At 41.6% G+C, this 17,140-nt stretch carries 14 protein-coding genes and 1 tRNA gene; 8 read left to right on the plus strand and 7 right to left on the minus strand.

The window, feature by feature from the left end:
* Nucleotides 1-83: 83 nt before the first annotated feature.
* From FC093_RS00005 to FC093_RS00015, 3 genes are all read left to right on the plus strand, one after another.
* Complete coding sequence (locus FC093_RS00005) at nt 84-842, plus strand: hypothetical protein (RefSeq protein ID WP_137259688.1); 759 nt, start codon at nt 84-86, stop codon at nt 840-842.
* Nucleotides 839-1,156: a hypothetical protein gene (locus tag FC093_RS00010; protein ID WP_137259689.1), complete on the plus strand. Its 318-nt coding sequence runs from the start codon at nt 839-841 to the stop codon at nt 1,154-1,156. The genes FC093_RS00005 and FC093_RS00010 overlap by 4 nt, the downstream gene beginning before the upstream one ends.
* A gap of 210 nt (nt 1,157-1,366) precedes the next feature.
* Complete coding sequence (locus tag FC093_RS00015; protein ID WP_137259690.1) at nt 1,367-1,531, plus strand: helix-turn-helix domain-containing protein; 165 nt, start codon at nt 1,367-1,369, stop codon at nt 1,529-1,531.
* Nucleotides 1,532-1,780: 249 nt separating this feature from the next.
* On the opposite strand, the gene FC093_RS00020 is transcribed toward FC093_RS00015, so the two are convergent.
* Nucleotides 1,781-1,854 (minus strand) — tRNA-Ile (locus FC093_RS00020).
* A gap of 90 nt (nt 1,855-1,944) precedes the next feature.
* Between FC093_RS00020 and FC093_RS00025 the strand changes: the two genes are divergently transcribed.
* Entirely contained in the window at nt 1,945-2,559 is a 615-nt protein-coding gene (locus FC093_RS00025; RefSeq protein WP_137259691.1) for an HAD family hydrolase, read from the plus strand.
* A gap of 153 nt (nt 2,560-2,712) precedes the next feature.
* Here FC093_RS00025 and mutL read toward each other — a convergent pair whose 3' ends face one another.
* From mutL to FC093_RS00050, 6 genes are all read right to left on the minus strand, one after another.
* The gene (gene mutL / locus FC093_RS00030; protein WP_137259692.1) at nt 2,713-4,536 is read right to left on the minus strand and encodes a DNA mismatch repair endonuclease MutL; all 1,824 of its coding nucleotides are present in this window, start codon (nt 4,534-4,536) and stop codon (nt 2,713-2,715) included.
* A 300-nt stretch (nt 4,537-4,836) separates the two neighbouring features.
* Nucleotides 4,837-6,363 carry a glutamate--tRNA ligase gene (gltX, locus tag FC093_RS00035; RefSeq protein ID WP_137259693.1) on the minus strand — a complete coding sequence of 509 codons (1,527 nt, stop codon included), beginning with the start codon at nt 6,361-6,363 and terminating at the stop codon, nt 4,837-4,839.
* 781 nt (nt 6,364-7,144) lie between these two features.
* Entirely contained in the window at nt 7,145-7,294 is a 150-nt protein-coding gene (locus tag FC093_RS23615) for a hypothetical protein (RefSeq protein WP_170970938.1), read from the minus strand.
* Nucleotides 7,295-9,790, minus strand: a complete 2,496-nt coding sequence (locus FC093_RS00040) for a PIG-L family deacetylase (RefSeq protein WP_137259694.1) — start codon at nt 9,788-9,790, stop codon at nt 7,295-7,297.
* A 170-nt stretch (nt 9,791-9,960) separates the two neighbouring features.
* Entirely contained in the window at nt 9,961-11,562 is a 1,602-nt protein-coding gene (locus FC093_RS00045; RefSeq protein WP_137259695.1) for a Na+/H+ antiporter, read from the minus strand.
* A gap of 299 nt (nt 11,563-11,861) precedes the next feature.
* On the minus strand, nt 11,862-12,464 hold the full coding sequence (locus tag FC093_RS00050; RefSeq protein ID WP_137259696.1) for a hypothetical protein: 603 nt from the start codon (nt 12,462-12,464) through the stop codon (nt 11,862-11,864).
* Nucleotides 12,465-12,753: 289 nt separating this feature from the next.
* On the opposite strand from FC093_RS00050, the gene FC093_RS00055 reads away from it, so the two are divergent.
* The 4 genes from FC093_RS00055 to hemN all read left to right on the plus strand — a co-directional run bounded on the left by FC093_RS00055 (nt 12,754) and on the right by hemN (nt 17,139).
* Nucleotides 12,754-13,425 carry a sensor histidine kinase gene (locus FC093_RS00055; RefSeq protein WP_137259697.1) on the plus strand — a complete coding sequence of 224 codons (672 nt, stop codon included), beginning with the start codon at nt 12,754-12,756 and terminating at the stop codon, nt 13,423-13,425.
* The gene (locus tag FC093_RS00060) at nt 13,418-14,080 is read left to right on the plus strand and encodes a response regulator transcription factor (protein ID WP_240743134.1); all 663 of its coding nucleotides are present in this window, start codon (nt 13,418-13,420) and stop codon (nt 14,078-14,080) included. The genes FC093_RS00055 and FC093_RS00060 overlap by 8 nt, the downstream gene beginning before the upstream one ends.
* Nucleotides 14,081-14,380: 300 nt before the next feature.
* Nucleotides 14,381-15,370, plus strand: coding sequence for an aspartate-semialdehyde dehydrogenase (locus FC093_RS00065; protein WP_137259699.1), 990 nt, complete (start codon nt 14,381-14,383; stop codon nt 15,368-15,370).
* Nucleotides 15,371-15,765: 395 nt separating this feature from the next.
* Nucleotides 15,766-17,139: an oxygen-independent coproporphyrinogen III oxidase gene (gene hemN, locus FC093_RS00070; RefSeq protein ID WP_137259700.1), complete on the plus strand. Its 1,374-nt coding sequence runs from the start codon at nt 15,766-15,768 to the stop codon at nt 17,137-17,139.
* The last annotated feature ends 1 nt before the right edge of the window (nt 17,140 follow it).

The following is a 17,140-nucleotide window of genomic DNA, read 5'->3' on the forward strand; positions in this document are numbered from 1 at the left end:
TATAAACCGGTAAACTTATTATTTTTGACAACTGCTTTTACAGCAAACTATACAACACTTCGCCAGCAAAACAGGTGGTCAATTTGCCACGAAATCACCTGGTCAACTTCTACGAAATATCCACATTGATTGAAGCACTTTCTTTATTAGGCTTTCCTGTCGCTACCAACAGAACACTATTCTTTAATGTCTGTCTCGGACAAAAGAGTTTCGTCATTGGGGAGCATATGCGCTTTGGAAGGGATACTGTTAACTATCAGATTTATTTTAAAGAGGATACTGCGTCAAAAAGGCTTACCTGCTCCTATTATGATACTACTTTGAGAAAAGCAGTAGCGGTTTCGTCTTCTATAGTTAACGGGATTGATGTAATGGATTTAGAAAAGCGAATGGGTGAAATAGACTGGAAATTGCCTGTAGATCACTATTCTTTAAACGAGCTTGATATAGCTGATAAGAATACCTGGAAGCAGGAAGCTGCAGTTGAAGCGGTTACGAGAGATCTGGAGGTGTTAGGTTCTACAGCAGAAGGTGCCGGCTTAGCAAACATGCTGAAATATAAGTTCTGGACCGATTTGACTTTACAAGGCATCATTCCCGAACTGCCTGCCTTAAAAAGCAGGTATGAACTGAGCCAAAGATTTTATATTATCAATGGAGATGGAATTACTGCAAGCGAAGCATATCGGTTCTTAAATAACCGGTGGACGGAACGAAGTATACATGCCAATAACCGTTTATTGCGTAAAAAAGAACCGGAGCAACGGAAAATAAAGGCAGTTACAAAAGGTACAAGTGATAGGACGAGAAATCGGCATTCAAAAGAAATTGTAGGAAAATGAATTGTATTTCGAGCGAAAGGAATGAAGTGCTTACACCTATTGATTCTTTTTATGAATCTGTTAAGAAGGATGCAATTATCAGTGCTACGCACATTAGCCTGTACTTTGCACTATATTATCAATGGCAGCTTAATCACTGCATCAGTCCTTTTGAAATAAAAAGAGATAACATTATGAAGCTGGCAAAAATCAGCTCTAGGAAAACATTTAATAAATGCATGCATGTGCTGCACGAAACCGGGTATATCAGGTATATTCCTTCCTATAATCCTGAAATCAGTAGCATGATTTGCCTTATAATGACAGATATTTAAAAGGCGGTAAAATAGTAAAGGTCATAATTTGTCATGGCAGCAAATGCAAATTGATTATTGCACAAGAAGCAAGGAGAATAGTTATCAACTCATATAGATGTTTTCCATTAACGCGCAAGAGTAGGGAGATAGTTAGTTAAGTATTGATTAGGAAATTACAGGAGGGATAATGTGGAAAATGGGGATAATGTGGAAACAATAAGTTCCAAAATGAACTATATCTTACAAAAGGAAATACTAACCTTTGAAGAAGCATGTATTTATTTAGGCAGAAGTGCATCATCTATGTATAAACTGACAAGCGCGCGATTGATACCGCATTATGTACCCACAGGCAAACTGATCTACTTTAAAAGAACAGAACTGGATGAATAGGTGCTTCAAAATAAGCGAAGTAGTTTGGAAGAAATACAATCGGAAAGCAAAAGGTTCCAAATAAGTTCCAATTACAGAGATAACAATCATTAGTAACATCATTAGCCATCAGTTCGATGGCTTTTTTCATATAATCCCTATCTCCACCAATTAAAATTGAGCTTGTTTAAATGGCATTCTTGTATGTATCTGGTATGTATTAAAAAGAACAAGGAGTTACAGTTTCAACGTAACTCCTTGATTATTAAGTGGGCCCACCTGGGCTTGAACCAGGGACCCCCTGATTATGAGTCAGGTGCTCTAACCAGCTGAGCTATAGGCCCTGAATCTGCTTAAAGATTCGGGAGCGCAAAAATAGAGAAATCCGGCAATTTTCCAAGAGCTAATATCGGCTACAAGCTATTTTTGCTTTTATGCAAAATATCCGCAACATTATCTTCGACCTTGGTGGCGTGTTCATCGAGATTGATTATGCCAAAACACAACAGGCGTTTACCAATCTGCAGGTGCAAAACTTCCATCAGTTTTACACACAAAGCCATGCCAATGATTTGTTTGAAGCATTGGAGATGGGTAAAATAGATGCTGCTACTTTTTACAACAATTTTCGCAGCCATACCAATACCACACTTGCTGATGAGCAGATAAAAGAATCGTGGAATGCTTTATTAGGCTCCTTTTACGAAGACCGGCTGCAATGGCTGGATAAAATAAAGAATAAATACAAGCTATTTTTACTATCTAACACCAATGCTATTCATCACAAAGCATTTACTAAAACATACCAGCAGCAAACCGGCAAGCGAAGCTTCGATGATTATTTTATTAAAGCCTATTACTCGCACGAAATAGGCTTGCGCAAGCCATACGTGGAGGCCTATCAATATGTGCTGAACGAGCAGGGTTTAAAGGCGGAAGAAACACTTTTTATAGATGACACTCTACCTAATATAGAAGGCGCAAAAAAAGCTGGTTTACAAACGATACACCTGAAGCCAGGCCTGTCCCTGCTGGATTTGGATTTGTAAAAATAAGGCTGACGGGGCTTAAAATCCTGTCAGCATTGTAGCAAGTGTACAATTTTCATTAACAGTAATAAGGCAAAACAAAGGAGCAATAACATGTATATCGAACAAATATAAATGCTACCATACAATCAATACTACAATTGCAGCATTGCATCACTTCACAAATAATCTATCTATATACTCTTCTCTAAGTTCAATATAGGTAGGATTGCCGCCGGGCGTAAGATTGGGCGTTTCACACGCAAACAGTTGCGCTATCACCATTTCCATTTCTTGTTGCGATAATGTTTTACCAGCTTTAATAGCCTGCTGCCGCGCCATGCAGCGCACCAGTTTTTCGCGCTTGCTAAACTTTATGTCGCTGGTAAAATGTTTAAATTGTTCCAGCAATAATTCAATCACCTGTTTTTCATTACCCTGCTGCACATCGGCGGGCGTGCCCTGCACTACAAAACTATCTCTGCCAAATGGCTCAATAGTGTAGCCAATCACCTGCAAATCAGGTAGTAAATCTTCCAATAAAATGGCATCTGCCGGCGAGAGCTGCAGCGTAACCGGGAACAAGCTTTTTTGAGTAGCTGCCTGCTTGCCATGAATGGCTGTACTGAGCTGCTCATACAATACGCGCTCGTGTGCCAGTTGCTGATGCACGAGTATTAAATCTTTATCAGCAACAGCAATAATGTAGGTATTGTTGAGTTGATAAACAGGCTTTGGCAGTGCAGGTTGCTTATCGAATGAAGTATGTTGAATTACCTGATTTTGTTCCGGTATTTCTTCCGTTTTTGCAGCGGTAAAGAATTCTTTCCAGTGCCGCAATTCACTTTTTTCATTTGGCTCTATTACATGCGCCTGGTGCTTTTGCGTAAAGGTTTTGTACAGGCTGGAGGAAGAGGCAGTTTGCTGCTCATTTTCTGTAAATGGCTTACTTACAGCTTCCAGTTGTTGGATGTCTGCATTGAGTGAGAAATCAAGCGATGGTGCAATGCTAAATTGCGCCAGCGCATGTTTCACCGCACTCTGCACAAAAGCATACACGATTTTTTCATCTTCAAACTTTATCTCCTGCTTGGTAGGATGCACGTTGATATCTATCTGGCCTGGGTCAAGATCAATGTATAAAACATACAACGGAAAGCAATCCTTCGGAATCAAATCTTCAAAAGCACTGCTTACGGCATGATTTAAATAGGCGCTGCGGATAAAACGGTTGTTTACAAAAAAAAATTGGTCACCACGGGTTTTGCGGGCAGCATCGGGCTTGCCTACAAAACCATAGATATTCATATAGTCGGTTTGCTCTTTTACACTTACTAGCTTGGTGCTGTATTGTGCGCCTAATATCTGTAGGATGCGTTGCTTGTGACTGCCCGCTTCTAAATAAAACACTTGCTGACCATTGCTCGTGAGCGAAAAAAATATATGCGGAAAAGCCATTGCTACACGGATAAATTCATCCATAATATGCCGCAACTCCGCTGTGTTACTCTTCAAAAAATTACGGCGAGCAGGCACATTAAAAAACAGGTTTTTCATGCAGATATTGGTGCCCGCAGGGCAGGCGCACGGCTGTTGTTTGGTTACAATGCCGTTTTCAATATCTATGCAGGTGCCCAATTCTTCCTGCGGTTTGCGTGTGCGCAATTCTACCTGCGCTACTGCTGCAATAGAAGCCAGCGCTTCGCCACGGAAACCCATGGTAGCTATTCTGAATAAATCGTCTATTGCTCTTATTTTACTCGTTGCATGGCGCTCAAAACTCATGCGCGCATCCGTTTCGCTCATGCCTTTGCCATTGTCAATTACCTGCACCAGGCTTTTACCGGCATCCGTTACAATAAGTTGAATTTGTGTTGCGCCTGCATCCACTGCATTCTCCAGCAATTCCTTTACAGCACTTGCCGGGCGTTGTATTACTTCGCCGGCAGCTATCTGGTTGGCTATGTTATCGGGCAACAGTTGTATAATATCCGCCACTTCACAATTCTTTTAAGGAAATCAAAATGTAAAACTAATCCTTCTTTAAGTAGCAACTAAAACCTGCGTTATACTTTTGTGTTATCGGAGTCCAATATCACTTTATCCAATATCAACAACATTATCCGATACTTCCAATATCAAATTCAACAAGCGTGGTTATAGCAGCATTTAAACCAAAGCGCTGCTATAACCATTCATCCAGCGTTATTTTTCAGCAATTATTATTCATGTGTATAAGAAGGGCATGCTACTCCTCAGTTCTATTGTAAGTAATTCCCTAATTTCATTCACCATTCATTACACCAGCAGCTGCAAGGTGTGTTTTATCCGTTTTAGCATTTCTTCTTTACCAATCATTGCGGCTATCTCAAACACGCCGGGGCCAAACTTGCCACCCACCAGCATAATGCGCAACGGCAACATCAATTCGCCGGGCTTCAACACTTGTACCGATGCAATTTCTTTAAATACTTTTTCCAGCGCTTCCGCTTCCCATGTTTGGAGCGATTGATAGGCGCTTATCAACTCTATAAAAAACAAATTTTTCTGCGCATTCCACTTAGGTTTAATAGCCGCAACGTCCACACTTTGTGGCTGCCGGAAAAAGAAAGCAGCTTGTGTTACAAAATCGGGCAATAGCGTGCAGCGGTCTTTTACCAGTTCCAATACTTTATCAAACTTTGCTTCATCCGTAATCGTTATACCCTGCGCTTCAAATAGTTCTTTTACGCTATCCCTGTATCGCGACACAGGCAGTCTTTTTATCCATTCATGGTTGAACCATTTGGCTTTCTCATAATCAAACTTGGCACCACCTTTATGCACGCGCTCAATAGAAAATTTTTGTATCAATTCATCCAGTGTAAATATTTCCTGGCCACTGCTATCGTTCCAGCCCAGCAAAGCCAGCATGTTTACAAATGCTTCGGGCAAAAAACCGGTTTCTTTAAAGCCGGGCGTCAGTTCGCCGGTAACCGGGTCTGTCCAGTTCATGGCATACACCGGAAAGCCAAACCGGGCACCATCGCGCTTGCTTAATTTACCCTTTCCATCCGGCTTCAGTATTAAAGGTAAATGTGCCCATTGCGGCATTTTGTCTTCGCCAAACAAATAACGCCACAGCAGTATGTGCACAGGCGCACTTGGCAACCACTCCTCGCCACGAAAAGCATGTGTTATCTGCATCAGAAAATCATCTACTACCACCGCCAGATGATAGGTGGGCATACCGTCGGCTTTCAATAATACTTTATCATCCACCTGTGCCGTATTAAAACTCACTTCGCCACGAATCATATCGGTAAACGTAATATCTTCCGGTACGTCGGGCATTTTAATGCGTACTACATGTGGCACGCCTTCGCTGAGCAATTGAGCTACTTCATCCGGCCCCAACGTGAGCGAATTGCGCATCTTACTGCGCAATACACTGTTGTACTGTGCGGTAGCATTTTCGGTTTTATAAGTATTGCGCATCGCTTCCAGTTCTTCAGGCGTATCAAAGGCATAATAGGCATGCCCATGTTTTACCAGTTGTTCTGCATAGAGTTTATACATTGCTTTGCGTTCGCTTTGCCGGTAAGGCGCAAAATTGCCACCGTGAATCACACTCTCATCCGGCTCTAACCCGCACCACGCAAGCGTTTCGAAAATATATTCTTCAGCGCCGGGCACATAGCGGTTTTGGTCGGTATCTTCTACGCGCAGTATAAAAGTGCCGCCATGCTTATGGGCAAAGAGATAATTAAACAACACCGTTCTTACACCGCCCAAATGCAAGCCGCCCGTAGGTGAAGGCGCAAAACGTACACGTACATTATTCATTTATAAAAAATTTTTTGTGCGATGAAACAGTACAAATAGTTACTACATTTTCATCAGTCGGCAAAAGTAATCCATTGTTGAGTAAGGCCGGGATAATGAATGATACCGCTTTCAGCCAGGCGGGCATGCATAAGCTGTGAACTTTGAGCATTTAGCAAAATACATTGCCTGGTATGCCATGAAAATGGGATAAGGTGCCCGGACAGCAAGATTTATTTGCAAAAACAGGCAGCGCATGATTGTATAACCGCCTCTTATAATTAGCTGAAAAAAGATAAATCATACAAGCAGGTTACCTTTTTCAAAGTTTGGTATTATATATGAGTTATAAAAACAGTTCAGCAGATTAACAATTGAAAAGGATTTTATTCGCGATCGTTACTATTACATTTGCTGCGTGCAGCAGTCAATCTTCGGTAGAAGCTTCAGGTGATTCGATAACGCAGGTAATGGATACACAAAGAAGTGCAGTGAGAGATTCGGTAACGATGAAATCTGACTCAAACGAAAAAAGAATTGATTCTTCTTTTAAGGTGTTAAAGGATTCAATTAAAAAGGCAAGATAAGTCTTTGAAATTATTATAGGTTTTGTGTTGATAGATTAGTTTCCGACTTGCAGGAAACGGGTATAAATTTTTTTATATGGCAAGCAATCGTTAGAGGCCGTCCCTATTCTTAGGGAGGGCTTTTTTATTGGGATATGGGAGGAAAATACATTGCAGCATTCAATTCCAATATCAGTCTTTTCAGCGGCTTTATCAGTATAATCTTTATTCAAAAATTACTTTCTTCCACCGGCCAGGCTGCCGGCCAGCAAGCCAATGAGTAAACCAATGATAAGCCCTGCCTTTACGTTTTTTAATGCAAAACCAATAGCTACGCCCAGTATTACCAAAAACCAAATACCTACTTCTCTTCTGCTTTTTCTCATCTATTTATTTTGTGGTAATGCAATCAGGTTAGCTATCAGCCGGTAAGCGCCCGCTATGCCTGCCGGCAATTCGCGAAAGAAAACAAGTCCGTCATACACAAAGTTGCCTTTGCCATAAGGCGCAATAATGAGACCTCCATTACTTTCGGCTTCATCAGGATCGTGCATACCCAAGGGGGCTGTATAATGCGCATCCATATTTTGGGCATGGTAGGTACTGCGCTCCTGCACCCAGCCTTCAAAATCTTTTGCTGTTATTTTGTTAGGATAGTTGAGCACCGGGCTGGATGGCAATAAAAAATGCACTTCGGCATTTTCGTCTGTTACGCGCGTGCGGCCAATGGTAAAAGGATATGGACCAATTGTATTGGTGACCAAATCAAGCTGGTTATACTGCACTATATAATTGCCGCCCTGCTGTATGTAGCTCATCAATATGTCGTATTTGGCAACGAGCCACTCGTGCAGGTTATAAGCCCTGACGCCGGCAATCACCGCATCAAACTGCGCAAGGTTGGCAGCAGTGATGTCGTTTTCACCCAACAGTTTTACATCATAGCCCATTTGCTCCAGCGCCTGTGGCACTTTATCGCCTGCACCCACAATATAGCCAATGTGCTTACCACGTGTTTTTATATCTTCGGTTATCACGCGAATATTATCGTGCAGGGTATAATGTATATCGGGAATATGGTCGTAATGAATGCTGCGCAAATACCTGTCATAATGAGCCGTGCTGTTCTTCATTCTCACATCCAGTACCGTATTTATAATATTATCACCGGTTTTATTGTACAGTTTGCTGAGGCTTTCCGAAAAACTGTATTCTTTACCCACTTCTGCATTCACCACCGTATCTTTTTTATACACCGCCTTATTGCCCTGCAATGCCGAGATAGTAACCGGCAATGTGGCTGCATTGATATACGATTTAAAAGTAAATTTCAGCAATGGATCGGGTGCTTTGCCACTTTCGGGGTGTACATTGAGCAGCGCAATACCTGGTGTGGCAGCAACAGAAAACGGTGCAATTACTACCAATGGCTCATATTGCTCTCCTTTGATAGCATCGGTAAATTTATACTGCACCGGCTTTGTTATTTGCAATGGATAACCATTAACCAAAAAATGAAACGTCACCTCATACGCAGCATTATTTTCTGCCTTTCCAATCAACTGCTGGTCGGCTACTTCAAAATAGCCTTTTTGCGAAGGGTTTACCAGCCAATATGGCTGTGAGAGTGGCTTGCTCTGTGCCACAGGAAGCTGTTTTATAATATTTACATTGGTGTTGGTAGCTAATGGCCGACTGATAGTAGTATCGAAGTTATCAAGCTGAATACTGGTGAGCGAAACAGAATTGTTGTTTCGTTTATCAATAAAAAATTGAATAGGCAACGTATCGCCAATAACAGCAAAAGGTTTATTGGTAGTTGCTTCTATAAACAAACCGCTGCAGGCGACAATAATATTGCTTACTTCATCCATTTTTTTATATACCCAATAGCTTGCCGGCATGGCTGCCAGGGCTTTGTGCAATGCTACCAGGCTATCTACCGAATACTCGGGATGCTCAAAGTTGTAATGACTGATGATTGCATTGATTGTAGTTTCAATTGTATTACCACCGGGCACACGCTCCCAGGTAGTATTTACACCATCCATCAGGCCGTCTTTGAAGGGTGCACCGCCGGTGAGTTTAAAGTATTCCAGCGATTGCCCGCGCTGCTTGGTTGCACCAAATCCCTGGCTCTTATGCTGACTGCGACTTTCGGCGGCAATTTCGCCATAACTCTTCCCCAGTAAAGGATTGAAGCCGCCAATATCCATCGTAAACTGGTCGCCGGAGGTAGTATTGTTGCTGCCAAAGTTGTACGTGTTCCAAAAGATTCTCTTTGCCTGCCAGGGCTTTACACCAAGGGCAAACTGGTCTGTAAATTTTGTAGAATCGGCGGCTGCGGTAAACGCTTCATTGGCCAATAAAGCAGAAGCCCAGTGGTGTCCATGGCCGGCGCGCGCATCACCGGGAAAGCGGGTAATAATTACATCGGGGTGGAATTTGCGGATAACCCACACCACATCGCTCAATATTTTATCGTGATTCCAGAAGCTTAATGCTTCTGCAGCATTTTTACTAAAGCCAAAATCTATTGCGGTGCTAAAAAATTGCTCAGCGCCATCTATACGCCGGGCGGCTAATAATTCCTGTGTGCGTATCATGCCCAACTCTATGCCTTGTTCGTCGCCAATGAGGTTTTGCCCGCCATCGCCACGCGTGAGGCTCAGGTAGCCGGTGCGGTATTGTTTTTCTTTGGAAAAATAAGCCAGCAGCCTTGTATTTTCATCATCGGGGTGGGCGGCTATGTATAGTACGCTGCCCAATACATTAAGCTTTTTTAGTTGCGTGTAAATATCGTCGCTGTTATAGGTAGCTGGTGCTTGCGCCCGGGTGTTAATGCTTATCAGTAAAACTAATGCCCAAAAGAATTTGCTCATCGTACAAAATGCCTTGTTAGTTGTTTTCAAATGCCAAACTTAGTCAGAAAATTTCTTCTTTTATTGCACAGGGCAACGATACAGCAAATTTTACAATGTGCGCATGTATGTAAAAGGTCTATTTATACCTGTTCGCATCCCAATAGTTTTTGGAGCATACCTGCCTTCTATCATACGCCTATACGTCTGAGGCGGGCTTCTTCAAGGTCCAGCTCATGTTCTTTATTACGAAGCAATTCTTCTTTATATTCATCCTTACTGTACATTTCTTCCAGTTGCGCGCGTTGTATTTTTATCAGTTCGAGCGAGGCCGTACGTATTCCTCTAATGCTATGCTTTGCCGGCTTACTTTGCCGGTAGTCGCTCATTAACTGGTCTGACTGTTGCGCTATACGCTCGTAGCGATCTCTTATTCTCCTGTAATCTTCATTATTGTTCAGCTCCCGTGCAAAATGATCATTTAAATAATGTATTGCCACCTCGGCAAGCTGCTTGTTAAGTTGCAGTTTTTGCTCACTCATGCTTACATCATCTCCTTCTATTTTCAGCCATTTGATAAGCAGGGGCAAAGACAAACCCTGTAATACCAGGGTAAAAAGAATAACCGAAAAAGTGATGAATAAAATAAGGTTGCGATGCGGAAATAGTTGCCCGTTTAAAAGCAGTTGAGGTATAGCAAATGCCGCTGCCAGCGATACCACGCCGCGCATGCCGCTCCATGCTATAATAAACACTTCCTTCCAGTTTTGTTTTTCTTCTTCAGCTCTTATTCGTTCGCTTAATAGCCCGGGTAAATACGAACCTAGAAACACCCATACTATGCGTATAACTACTGTAGATAAGGAGATAATAACAGCATACCCGATAGCCTGCGATACAGAATAAGTTTCGAGCCCGCGGATGATGAAAGGCAGTTGCATGCCTATCAGTATAAATACAATACCATTAAGCAAAAACACAAGTGTGTTCCATACGCTTTGCACCTGCAGCCTGGAGTCGTAGTTGAAATAGCTGCTGGAGTGATAACTAAGAAACAAACCGCCGCTTACTACTGCGAGTACGCCGGAACAATGGAAATGTTCGGCCGATAGATACATCAGGTAAGGAGCCATTAAGGTAATACCGGTGTCTATGGCCGGGTCGGTAGGCAAATAACGAAAGAGCAGATAAATAATGGCGGCAATAGCCAGACCTATGAAAACGCCACCGCCGGCTATAACAAAAAAAGTGAATACAGCCTTACCCAGCACAAAATGGCCGGAGGATATAGCTACCAACGCAAAACGGAATACGGTAAGGCTGGAGGCATCATTTACCAGACTTTCGCCTTCCAGAATACCTATTACCCGACGCGGAACTTTTAGCCTGCTGATTACACTGGTTGCCGCTACTGCATCGGGCGGCGAAATAATGCCGCCTAATACAAAACCCAACGCCAGCGGAAAATCTGTAATAAGCGCATTGGATATATAAGCAATAGCATACGATGTAAAAAAAACCAGCCCGATTGCCAGCAATGCAATGGAGCGCCGGTAAGCCCAAAACTCCCTCCACGAAGTATTCCAGGCAGCGGAGTATAAAAGCGGTGGCAGAAAAATGATAAACACCAGGTCGGGGTCCAAATTGAGATTTGGAATACCTGGCGTAATGCCAATGATTAAACCTGCTATCACCAGGAATATAGGATAAGCAATACCCAGCCGGTTGCTAAGCATAGATAGCAGGGATACTGCAAAAAGAAGGGAAATAATAATCAGCAGACCACTTTCCATTTTAATACTGCCCGTTTATTACATATGCTCAAAGTTGGGAAGATAAATAAAAATAGTCATCAGCACATATAATATTGCTTGCAAGCAATAAGCTACGAACTAAATACATTAAGTGCTACTGAATTGAAAATGGTTTAAGTATCTTTTTCAATTCAGTAGCATACATGTTTTCTTGCCGTAACTCAAATCTCACAACTCACGGCTTGTAGCTTTTAAGCATATTTTTGCCACAGATTAAAAACAAAAGAGGCTGCCCTTTGGCAGCCTCTTTTGTTTCATAAAAGGGCCAAGGTTTATTGCTAATTAGCTTTGGTGTATTCCTCAAGCAGGTTTACATCACCATCATACACGGATACTTTTTTAAATGTTGTTTTACCTTCCAGTTGTACAATGTAAAATAGCATGTTGCCTTCTTCCACCTTAACAGTCAGCTTAACGTCGTCTTTAGGGTAAACTGCATCCATAACAGCAATAATATCTGCAGGCGTTTTGCTTTCGGGATAGTACGTAAGCGTATGTAGCCAGTTTCCATTTTTTTTGTACACTACATTAGTCTTTACATCGTCTTTGCTGAAGGAAGCAATGATACCGTCCTGCGCAAAAGTCCATTCTGCATTCGGCATATTTTTTCTGTAAATAGACTTAAAGCTCCTCAGGGCTTTGTTATTTGCTTTTATGGCTTTTAACTCTGCCTTTGAAGTTTTGCTGGTGGCATTCGTTGTAGCTGTAGTGTCTCTGGCACCCCCGGCAGCGTAGCTTTTGGTGATAAAAGAAACATAAGCTGCATGGTTTTTTGCCGGAATAAAAGCAATGTCTTTGTCGCCTGTTTGTGCGGTGGCATAGCCTGTTGCTGCAAAAGCAATAGCGATTGCGAGAAGCGGAATTGAAATCATCTTTTTCATTTTTGTTGTTTTTAATGGTTAAAGGATGTGTTTTTATTAGTGTATTATCATTGTAAAAATGGTGTATGCAGCAAGCAGTTTCAAGCGTTATTTGCCTGTAATTATTACCGTAAAAACGCTTGTTGTCACTGCATGTTTCACCACTATAGGTTTGTTAATGGCGGGGATGAGCGGCAAACAGGTATAATAAAAAAGTAGCTTATTTATTCATTGATATTGTGAAATACACAAGGAAAGAAACCGTGTTTTTCACGGTGTTTGCGGCTTAGGCATTTGTTAACATTGCATAATGAGTAATAATTTACAGACACAGGAGCAACTGTTGTTCAGGCACGAAGTATTGAAAGCACGATTGGACATCCGGGATTTTTTTTTGAAGAATACGGTAAAGGAAGTGTATGAAAATATTGGTCAGGTGTTGAGCCTTGTGAGGATGCAGCTTGCCATGCTGGACGTTGATAAAAAAGAGATAATAAAAAGCAGCGAATCGCCCGGGCACCTGGTGGGGCAGTCCATAAGAGACCTGAGGGTGATGTGTAAAAGCTTTTATCCCGATGCCGACATTGTAAGCGAAGAAGGATTTGTAGAAGTAGTTAGAGATACAATAAAAATTCTTTTTCAATATACCGACCCGGTTATTGAAATAACAGGAATACCCAAAGAAATACAACCCGAGCTAAAGCTGGTGGTATTTAAAATGATTCAGGAAATACTAACTTTAATTAAAGAACCGGAAGGAACATTTGTATGCCTGACGATTGCATATACAGAGCAGGAAGTACAATTTATAATTCTTTATAAGGGAAGAGCTATTCCGTTTAATAATAAAATAAATGATAGTACAGACTTAACCCTTGAGGAAAGAGCGCAGCTAATAAAAGGAAAACTGAACCTGACAAAACGAAAAAATGGATTAATGCAAATACAGTTAACTCACCCTTTAAAATATGCTTATGAATAATACTGCAAAAATTGTGTTGGTAGATGACCATGTATTGCTGCGCAATGGTCTTGCCGCACTGGTAACCAGCCTTGGCTATACAATATTGTATGAGTGTAGCAACGGCAGGCAACTGATAGAAAAACTGAATAAAAACAATGAGCCTGATCTGATTTTAATGGACATCAACATGCCCGAACTGGATGGCTTTGAAACCACACTTTGGCTAAAGAAGAATTATCCTTTAATTAATGTATTGGCCTTAAGCATGTACGATAATGAAAGCTCTATCATCCGCATGATTAAAAATGGTGCTAAAGGATACATTTTAAAAGATACCGATCCTTCCGAACTAAAGCAGGCGATCAGTTCGGTTATTTCCAAAGGATTCTATTATTCCGACTTGGTTTCGGGCAGGCTCGTGCGCTGCATTCGCGATGATGAAGATGATGAGCACGACAACAATAAAGCAATGCTTGGGCTGAACGAAAAGGAAATAGAATTTTTAAAGCTTGCCGCTACCGAGATGACCTATAAAGAGATAGCGCAGCAAATGCACCTCAGCCCCCGCACCATCGATGGCTACCGCGACCAGTTGTTTCAAAAGCTCAATGTGGTAAGCCGCGTTGGACTTGTATTATTTGCAGTGAAGCACGGGATTGTGCATTGTAATTAAGGAGGTATGAAGTATTCTTTAGGTATAGAATTTTTTAAATCAATAAAATTATTTTCTCCACAATTCCTTTTTCCTCCTTACCTTTGCGCAGCAAAAAATGAGAACAGCACTGTACACTACAAAGCGCATTAAGAAACCTCTCTCCTAAGGGAAGGATCAATCGCTTGTGTATATACAACATAACTGAAAGCCTTCCTTACACAGGGAAGGCTTTTTTGTTAATAAAATAATACACGGTTGTTGCAGGTAAGCGAGTATTTCTTTTTATAAAAAATAAAAAACAATCAACACCAACACACAATGAAAGTAGCAGTTGTAGGCGCCACCGGGCTGGTAGGCACCAAAATGTTGCAGGTACTGGAAGAAAGGGCATTTCCCGTAACCGAGCTGATACCTGTAGCTTCTGAAAGATCGGTAGGTAAAGAAGTACAATTTAAGGGTAAAGGCTACAAAGTAGTAAGTGCCGAAGATGCCATTACTGCCAAGCCTAATGTGGCTATCTTTTCGGCTGGCGGCAGCACCTCCCTGGCACTTGCCCCCAAGTTTGCCGAAGCAGGTATTACCGTAATAGACAACAGCAGTGCATGGCGCATGGACCCCAGCAAAAAGTTGGTAGTGCCCGAAATAAATGCCGACGCGCTCACCCCTGAAGATAAAATTATTGCCAACCCCAATTGCTCTACTATTCAAATGGTAGTTGCCATTAATCCTTTGCACAAAAAATATAAGATTAAGCGCATTGTAGTAAGCACTTACCAGAGCGTAACGGGCACCGGCAAGAAAGCGGTAGACCAGCTCTTCAACGAGCGCAAAGGCGAGCAGGGCGAAATGGCTTATAAATATCAGATTGACCTGAATGTAATACCGCAGATTGACGTTTTCCTGGATAATGGCTATACCAAAGAAGAGATGAAAATGGTAAATGAAACCAAGAAAATCATGCGTGATGACAGCATTAAAGTAACGGCTACAACCGTGCGCATTCCGGTGGTTGGCGGACATAGTGAGAGTGTAAATATTGAGTTTGAAAACGACTTTGACCTGGATGAAGTAAGACAGATATTAAGCAATGCACCCGGCGTAGTGCTGCAGGATGATATTGCCAATGCAGAATACCCGATGCCAATGTGGGCGCACGATAAAGATGAAGTATTTGTAGGCAGATTGCGTCGCGATGAAACGCAGCCCAATACACTAAACATGTGGATTGTAAGCGATAACCTGCGCAAAGGCGCTGCTACCAATGCCATTCAGATTGCTGAATATCTGCAATCGCAAAACATGTTGTAGGTGTTTGCCCCTAAGGTGCAAAGACACAAAGGAAATAAATGGTAAAAGAATAAAAGCCTTCTTAATAAAAAGAAGGCTTTTGGTTTTATGCTATGCAGCAGTAAGGTAAAAAGAACGGCAGTTTTCATAATTGCAGGATGTTAGTTTTCACCACATAGGCACGATAGAAACATAGAAATAAACACATGAAAGTGCTATGTGAAGACCCTATGTTCCTATTGTGTGTAATATGTTTATATTATACAAATCGAAAACAAGAGCAAAAGGGCTTTGGAGGAGTTCGCACCATCTTAAAAAGATTTGGTTTAGCAAACTATTGCACGTGTGACAGAAATCTGGCTTCCGGCTAACCACAATCATGTTTTAAAAACATACATCATTCTACTTTTGGCTTTATGAATGAAAGTCCTGCAATAGTTGATGTATTGGTAGAAAAATACAATCTGCCGGTGCCACGCTACACCAGCTATCCAACGGTTCCTTACTGGAATGAACAGATTGATGTAAATGACTGGCAACAAAATATACAACAACAATTTGCCATACACAATAGCACCAAAGGCATCAGCCTGTACATTCATCTGCCTTTTTGCGAATCACTCTGCACCTATTGCGGCTGCAACAAAAAGATTACTACCAACCATACAGTAGAAGAAGAATATTTAATAGCTATTGAAAAAGAATGGCAGTTGTACACAGCGTTGATGCACGGGAAACCTGTGATATGCGAAATTCATTTGGGCGGCGGTACACCCACTTTCTTTTCTCCACGAAATTTAGAACAATTAATTACAAATATTTTAAAAAATACAACCGTGCATCCACAGCACGAGTTTAGCATAGAAGGGCATCCGAATAACACTACGAAAGAACACCTGGAAACCTTATACAGATTAGGCTTCCGGCGCATCAGCTATGGTGTACAGGACAATAATCCCGAAGTACAACGGGTGATTAATCGTATTCAGCCGATAGAGAATGTGGAGCTTGCTACGAAGCTGGCAAGAGCCATTGGTTTCACTTCTGTTAACTACGATTTGATTTATGGCTTGCCTTTACAAACAGTAGAGAGCATCACCACCACTATTTTACAAACGATACAATTAAAGCCCGACAGGATTGCATTTTACAGCTATGCGCATGTACCATGGACAAGTAAAGCACAGCGCTTGTTTGATGAAAACGATTTACCATCGGCAGCAATAAAATTGTTGTTATATAAAAAAGGTAAAGAACTGCTTATGCAACATGGGTATGTTGACATTGGAATGGACCACTTTGCATTGCCACATGATGAGTTGTATAATGCACGCATGAATGGTACATTGCACCGCAACTTTATGGGCTATACTACACAACATGCCGGTATGCTCATTGGCTTGGGCGTTTCTTCCATCAGCGATAGCGGCAATGCGTATGCACAAAACGAAAAGACATTACACAATTACTACCGGCAGGTAAGCAGCGGACAATTAGCCATTAAAAAGGGCTACTTTTTAAATGCAGAAGATCTTCGTTTTAAACGGTATATTTTAGATATTAGTTGCACAGGCAAAACTTTGTTTAATGAAGGTGATTTGCCTTTATTACAACAATATAGCTTTCCTCAGTTGGCATTGTTTGCAGCAGATAAACTCATTACTTACAACGAAACCGGCATAGCGGTTTTGCCCACAGGTCAGCATTTTATACGCAATATTTGCAGTGCATTTGATGTACATCTGCAACGTAATGCTTTTGGAAAAATGCTCTTTAGCAAGAGTATATAAG

The organism is Ilyomonas limi (genome assembly GCF_005233845.1).
Lineage (GTDB): Bacteria > Bacteroidota > Bacteroidia > Chitinophagales > Chitinophagaceae > Ilyomonas > Ilyomonas limi.

Excerpts from the sequence above, each read along its gene's own strand:
- FC093_RS00010 (WP_137259689.1), top strand. The coding sequence starts at position 839 with ATGAATTGTATTTCGAGCGAAAGGAATGAAGTGCTTACACCTATTGAT.
- FC093_RS00015 (WP_137259690.1), top strand. The coding sequence starts at position 1,367 with ATGAACTATATCTTACAAAAGGAAATACTAACCTTTGAAGAAGCATGT.
- FC093_RS00025 (WP_137259691.1), top strand. The coding sequence starts at position 1,945 with ATGCAAAATATCCGCAACATTATCTTCGACCTTGGTGGCGTGTTCATC.
- gltX (WP_137259693.1), bottom strand. The coding sequence starts at position 6,363 with ATGAATAATGTACGTGTACGTTTTGCGCCTTCACCTACGGGCGGCTTG.
- FC093_RS23615 (WP_170970938.1), bottom strand. The coding sequence starts at position 7,294 with ATGAGAAAAAGCAGAAGAGAAGTAGGTATTTGGTTTTTGGTAATACTG.
- FC093_RS00040 (WP_137259694.1), bottom strand. The coding sequence starts at position 9,790 with ATGAGCAAATTCTTTTGGGCATTAGTTTTACTGATAAGCATTAACACC.
- FC093_RS00045 (WP_137259695.1), bottom strand. The coding sequence starts at position 11,562 with ATGGAAAGTGGTCTGCTGATTATTATTTCCCTTCTTTTTGCAGTATCC.
- FC093_RS00050 (WP_137259696.1), bottom strand. The coding sequence starts at position 12,464 with ATGAAAAAGATGATTTCAATTCCGCTTCTCGCAATCGCTATTGCTTTT.
- FC093_RS00055 (WP_137259697.1), top strand. The coding sequence starts at position 12,754 with ATGAGTAATAATTTACAGACACAGGAGCAACTGTTGTTCAGGCACGAA.
- FC093_RS00060 (WP_240743134.1), top strand. The coding sequence starts at position 13,418 with ATGAATAATACTGCAAAAATTGTGTTGGTAGATGACCATGTATTGCTG.
- FC093_RS00065 (WP_137259699.1), top strand. The coding sequence starts at position 14,381 with ATGAAAGTAGCAGTTGTAGGCGCCACCGGGCTGGTAGGCACCAAAATG.
- hemN (WP_137259700.1), top strand. The coding sequence starts at position 15,766 with ATGAATGAAAGTCCTGCAATAGTTGATGTATTGGTAGAAAAATACAAT.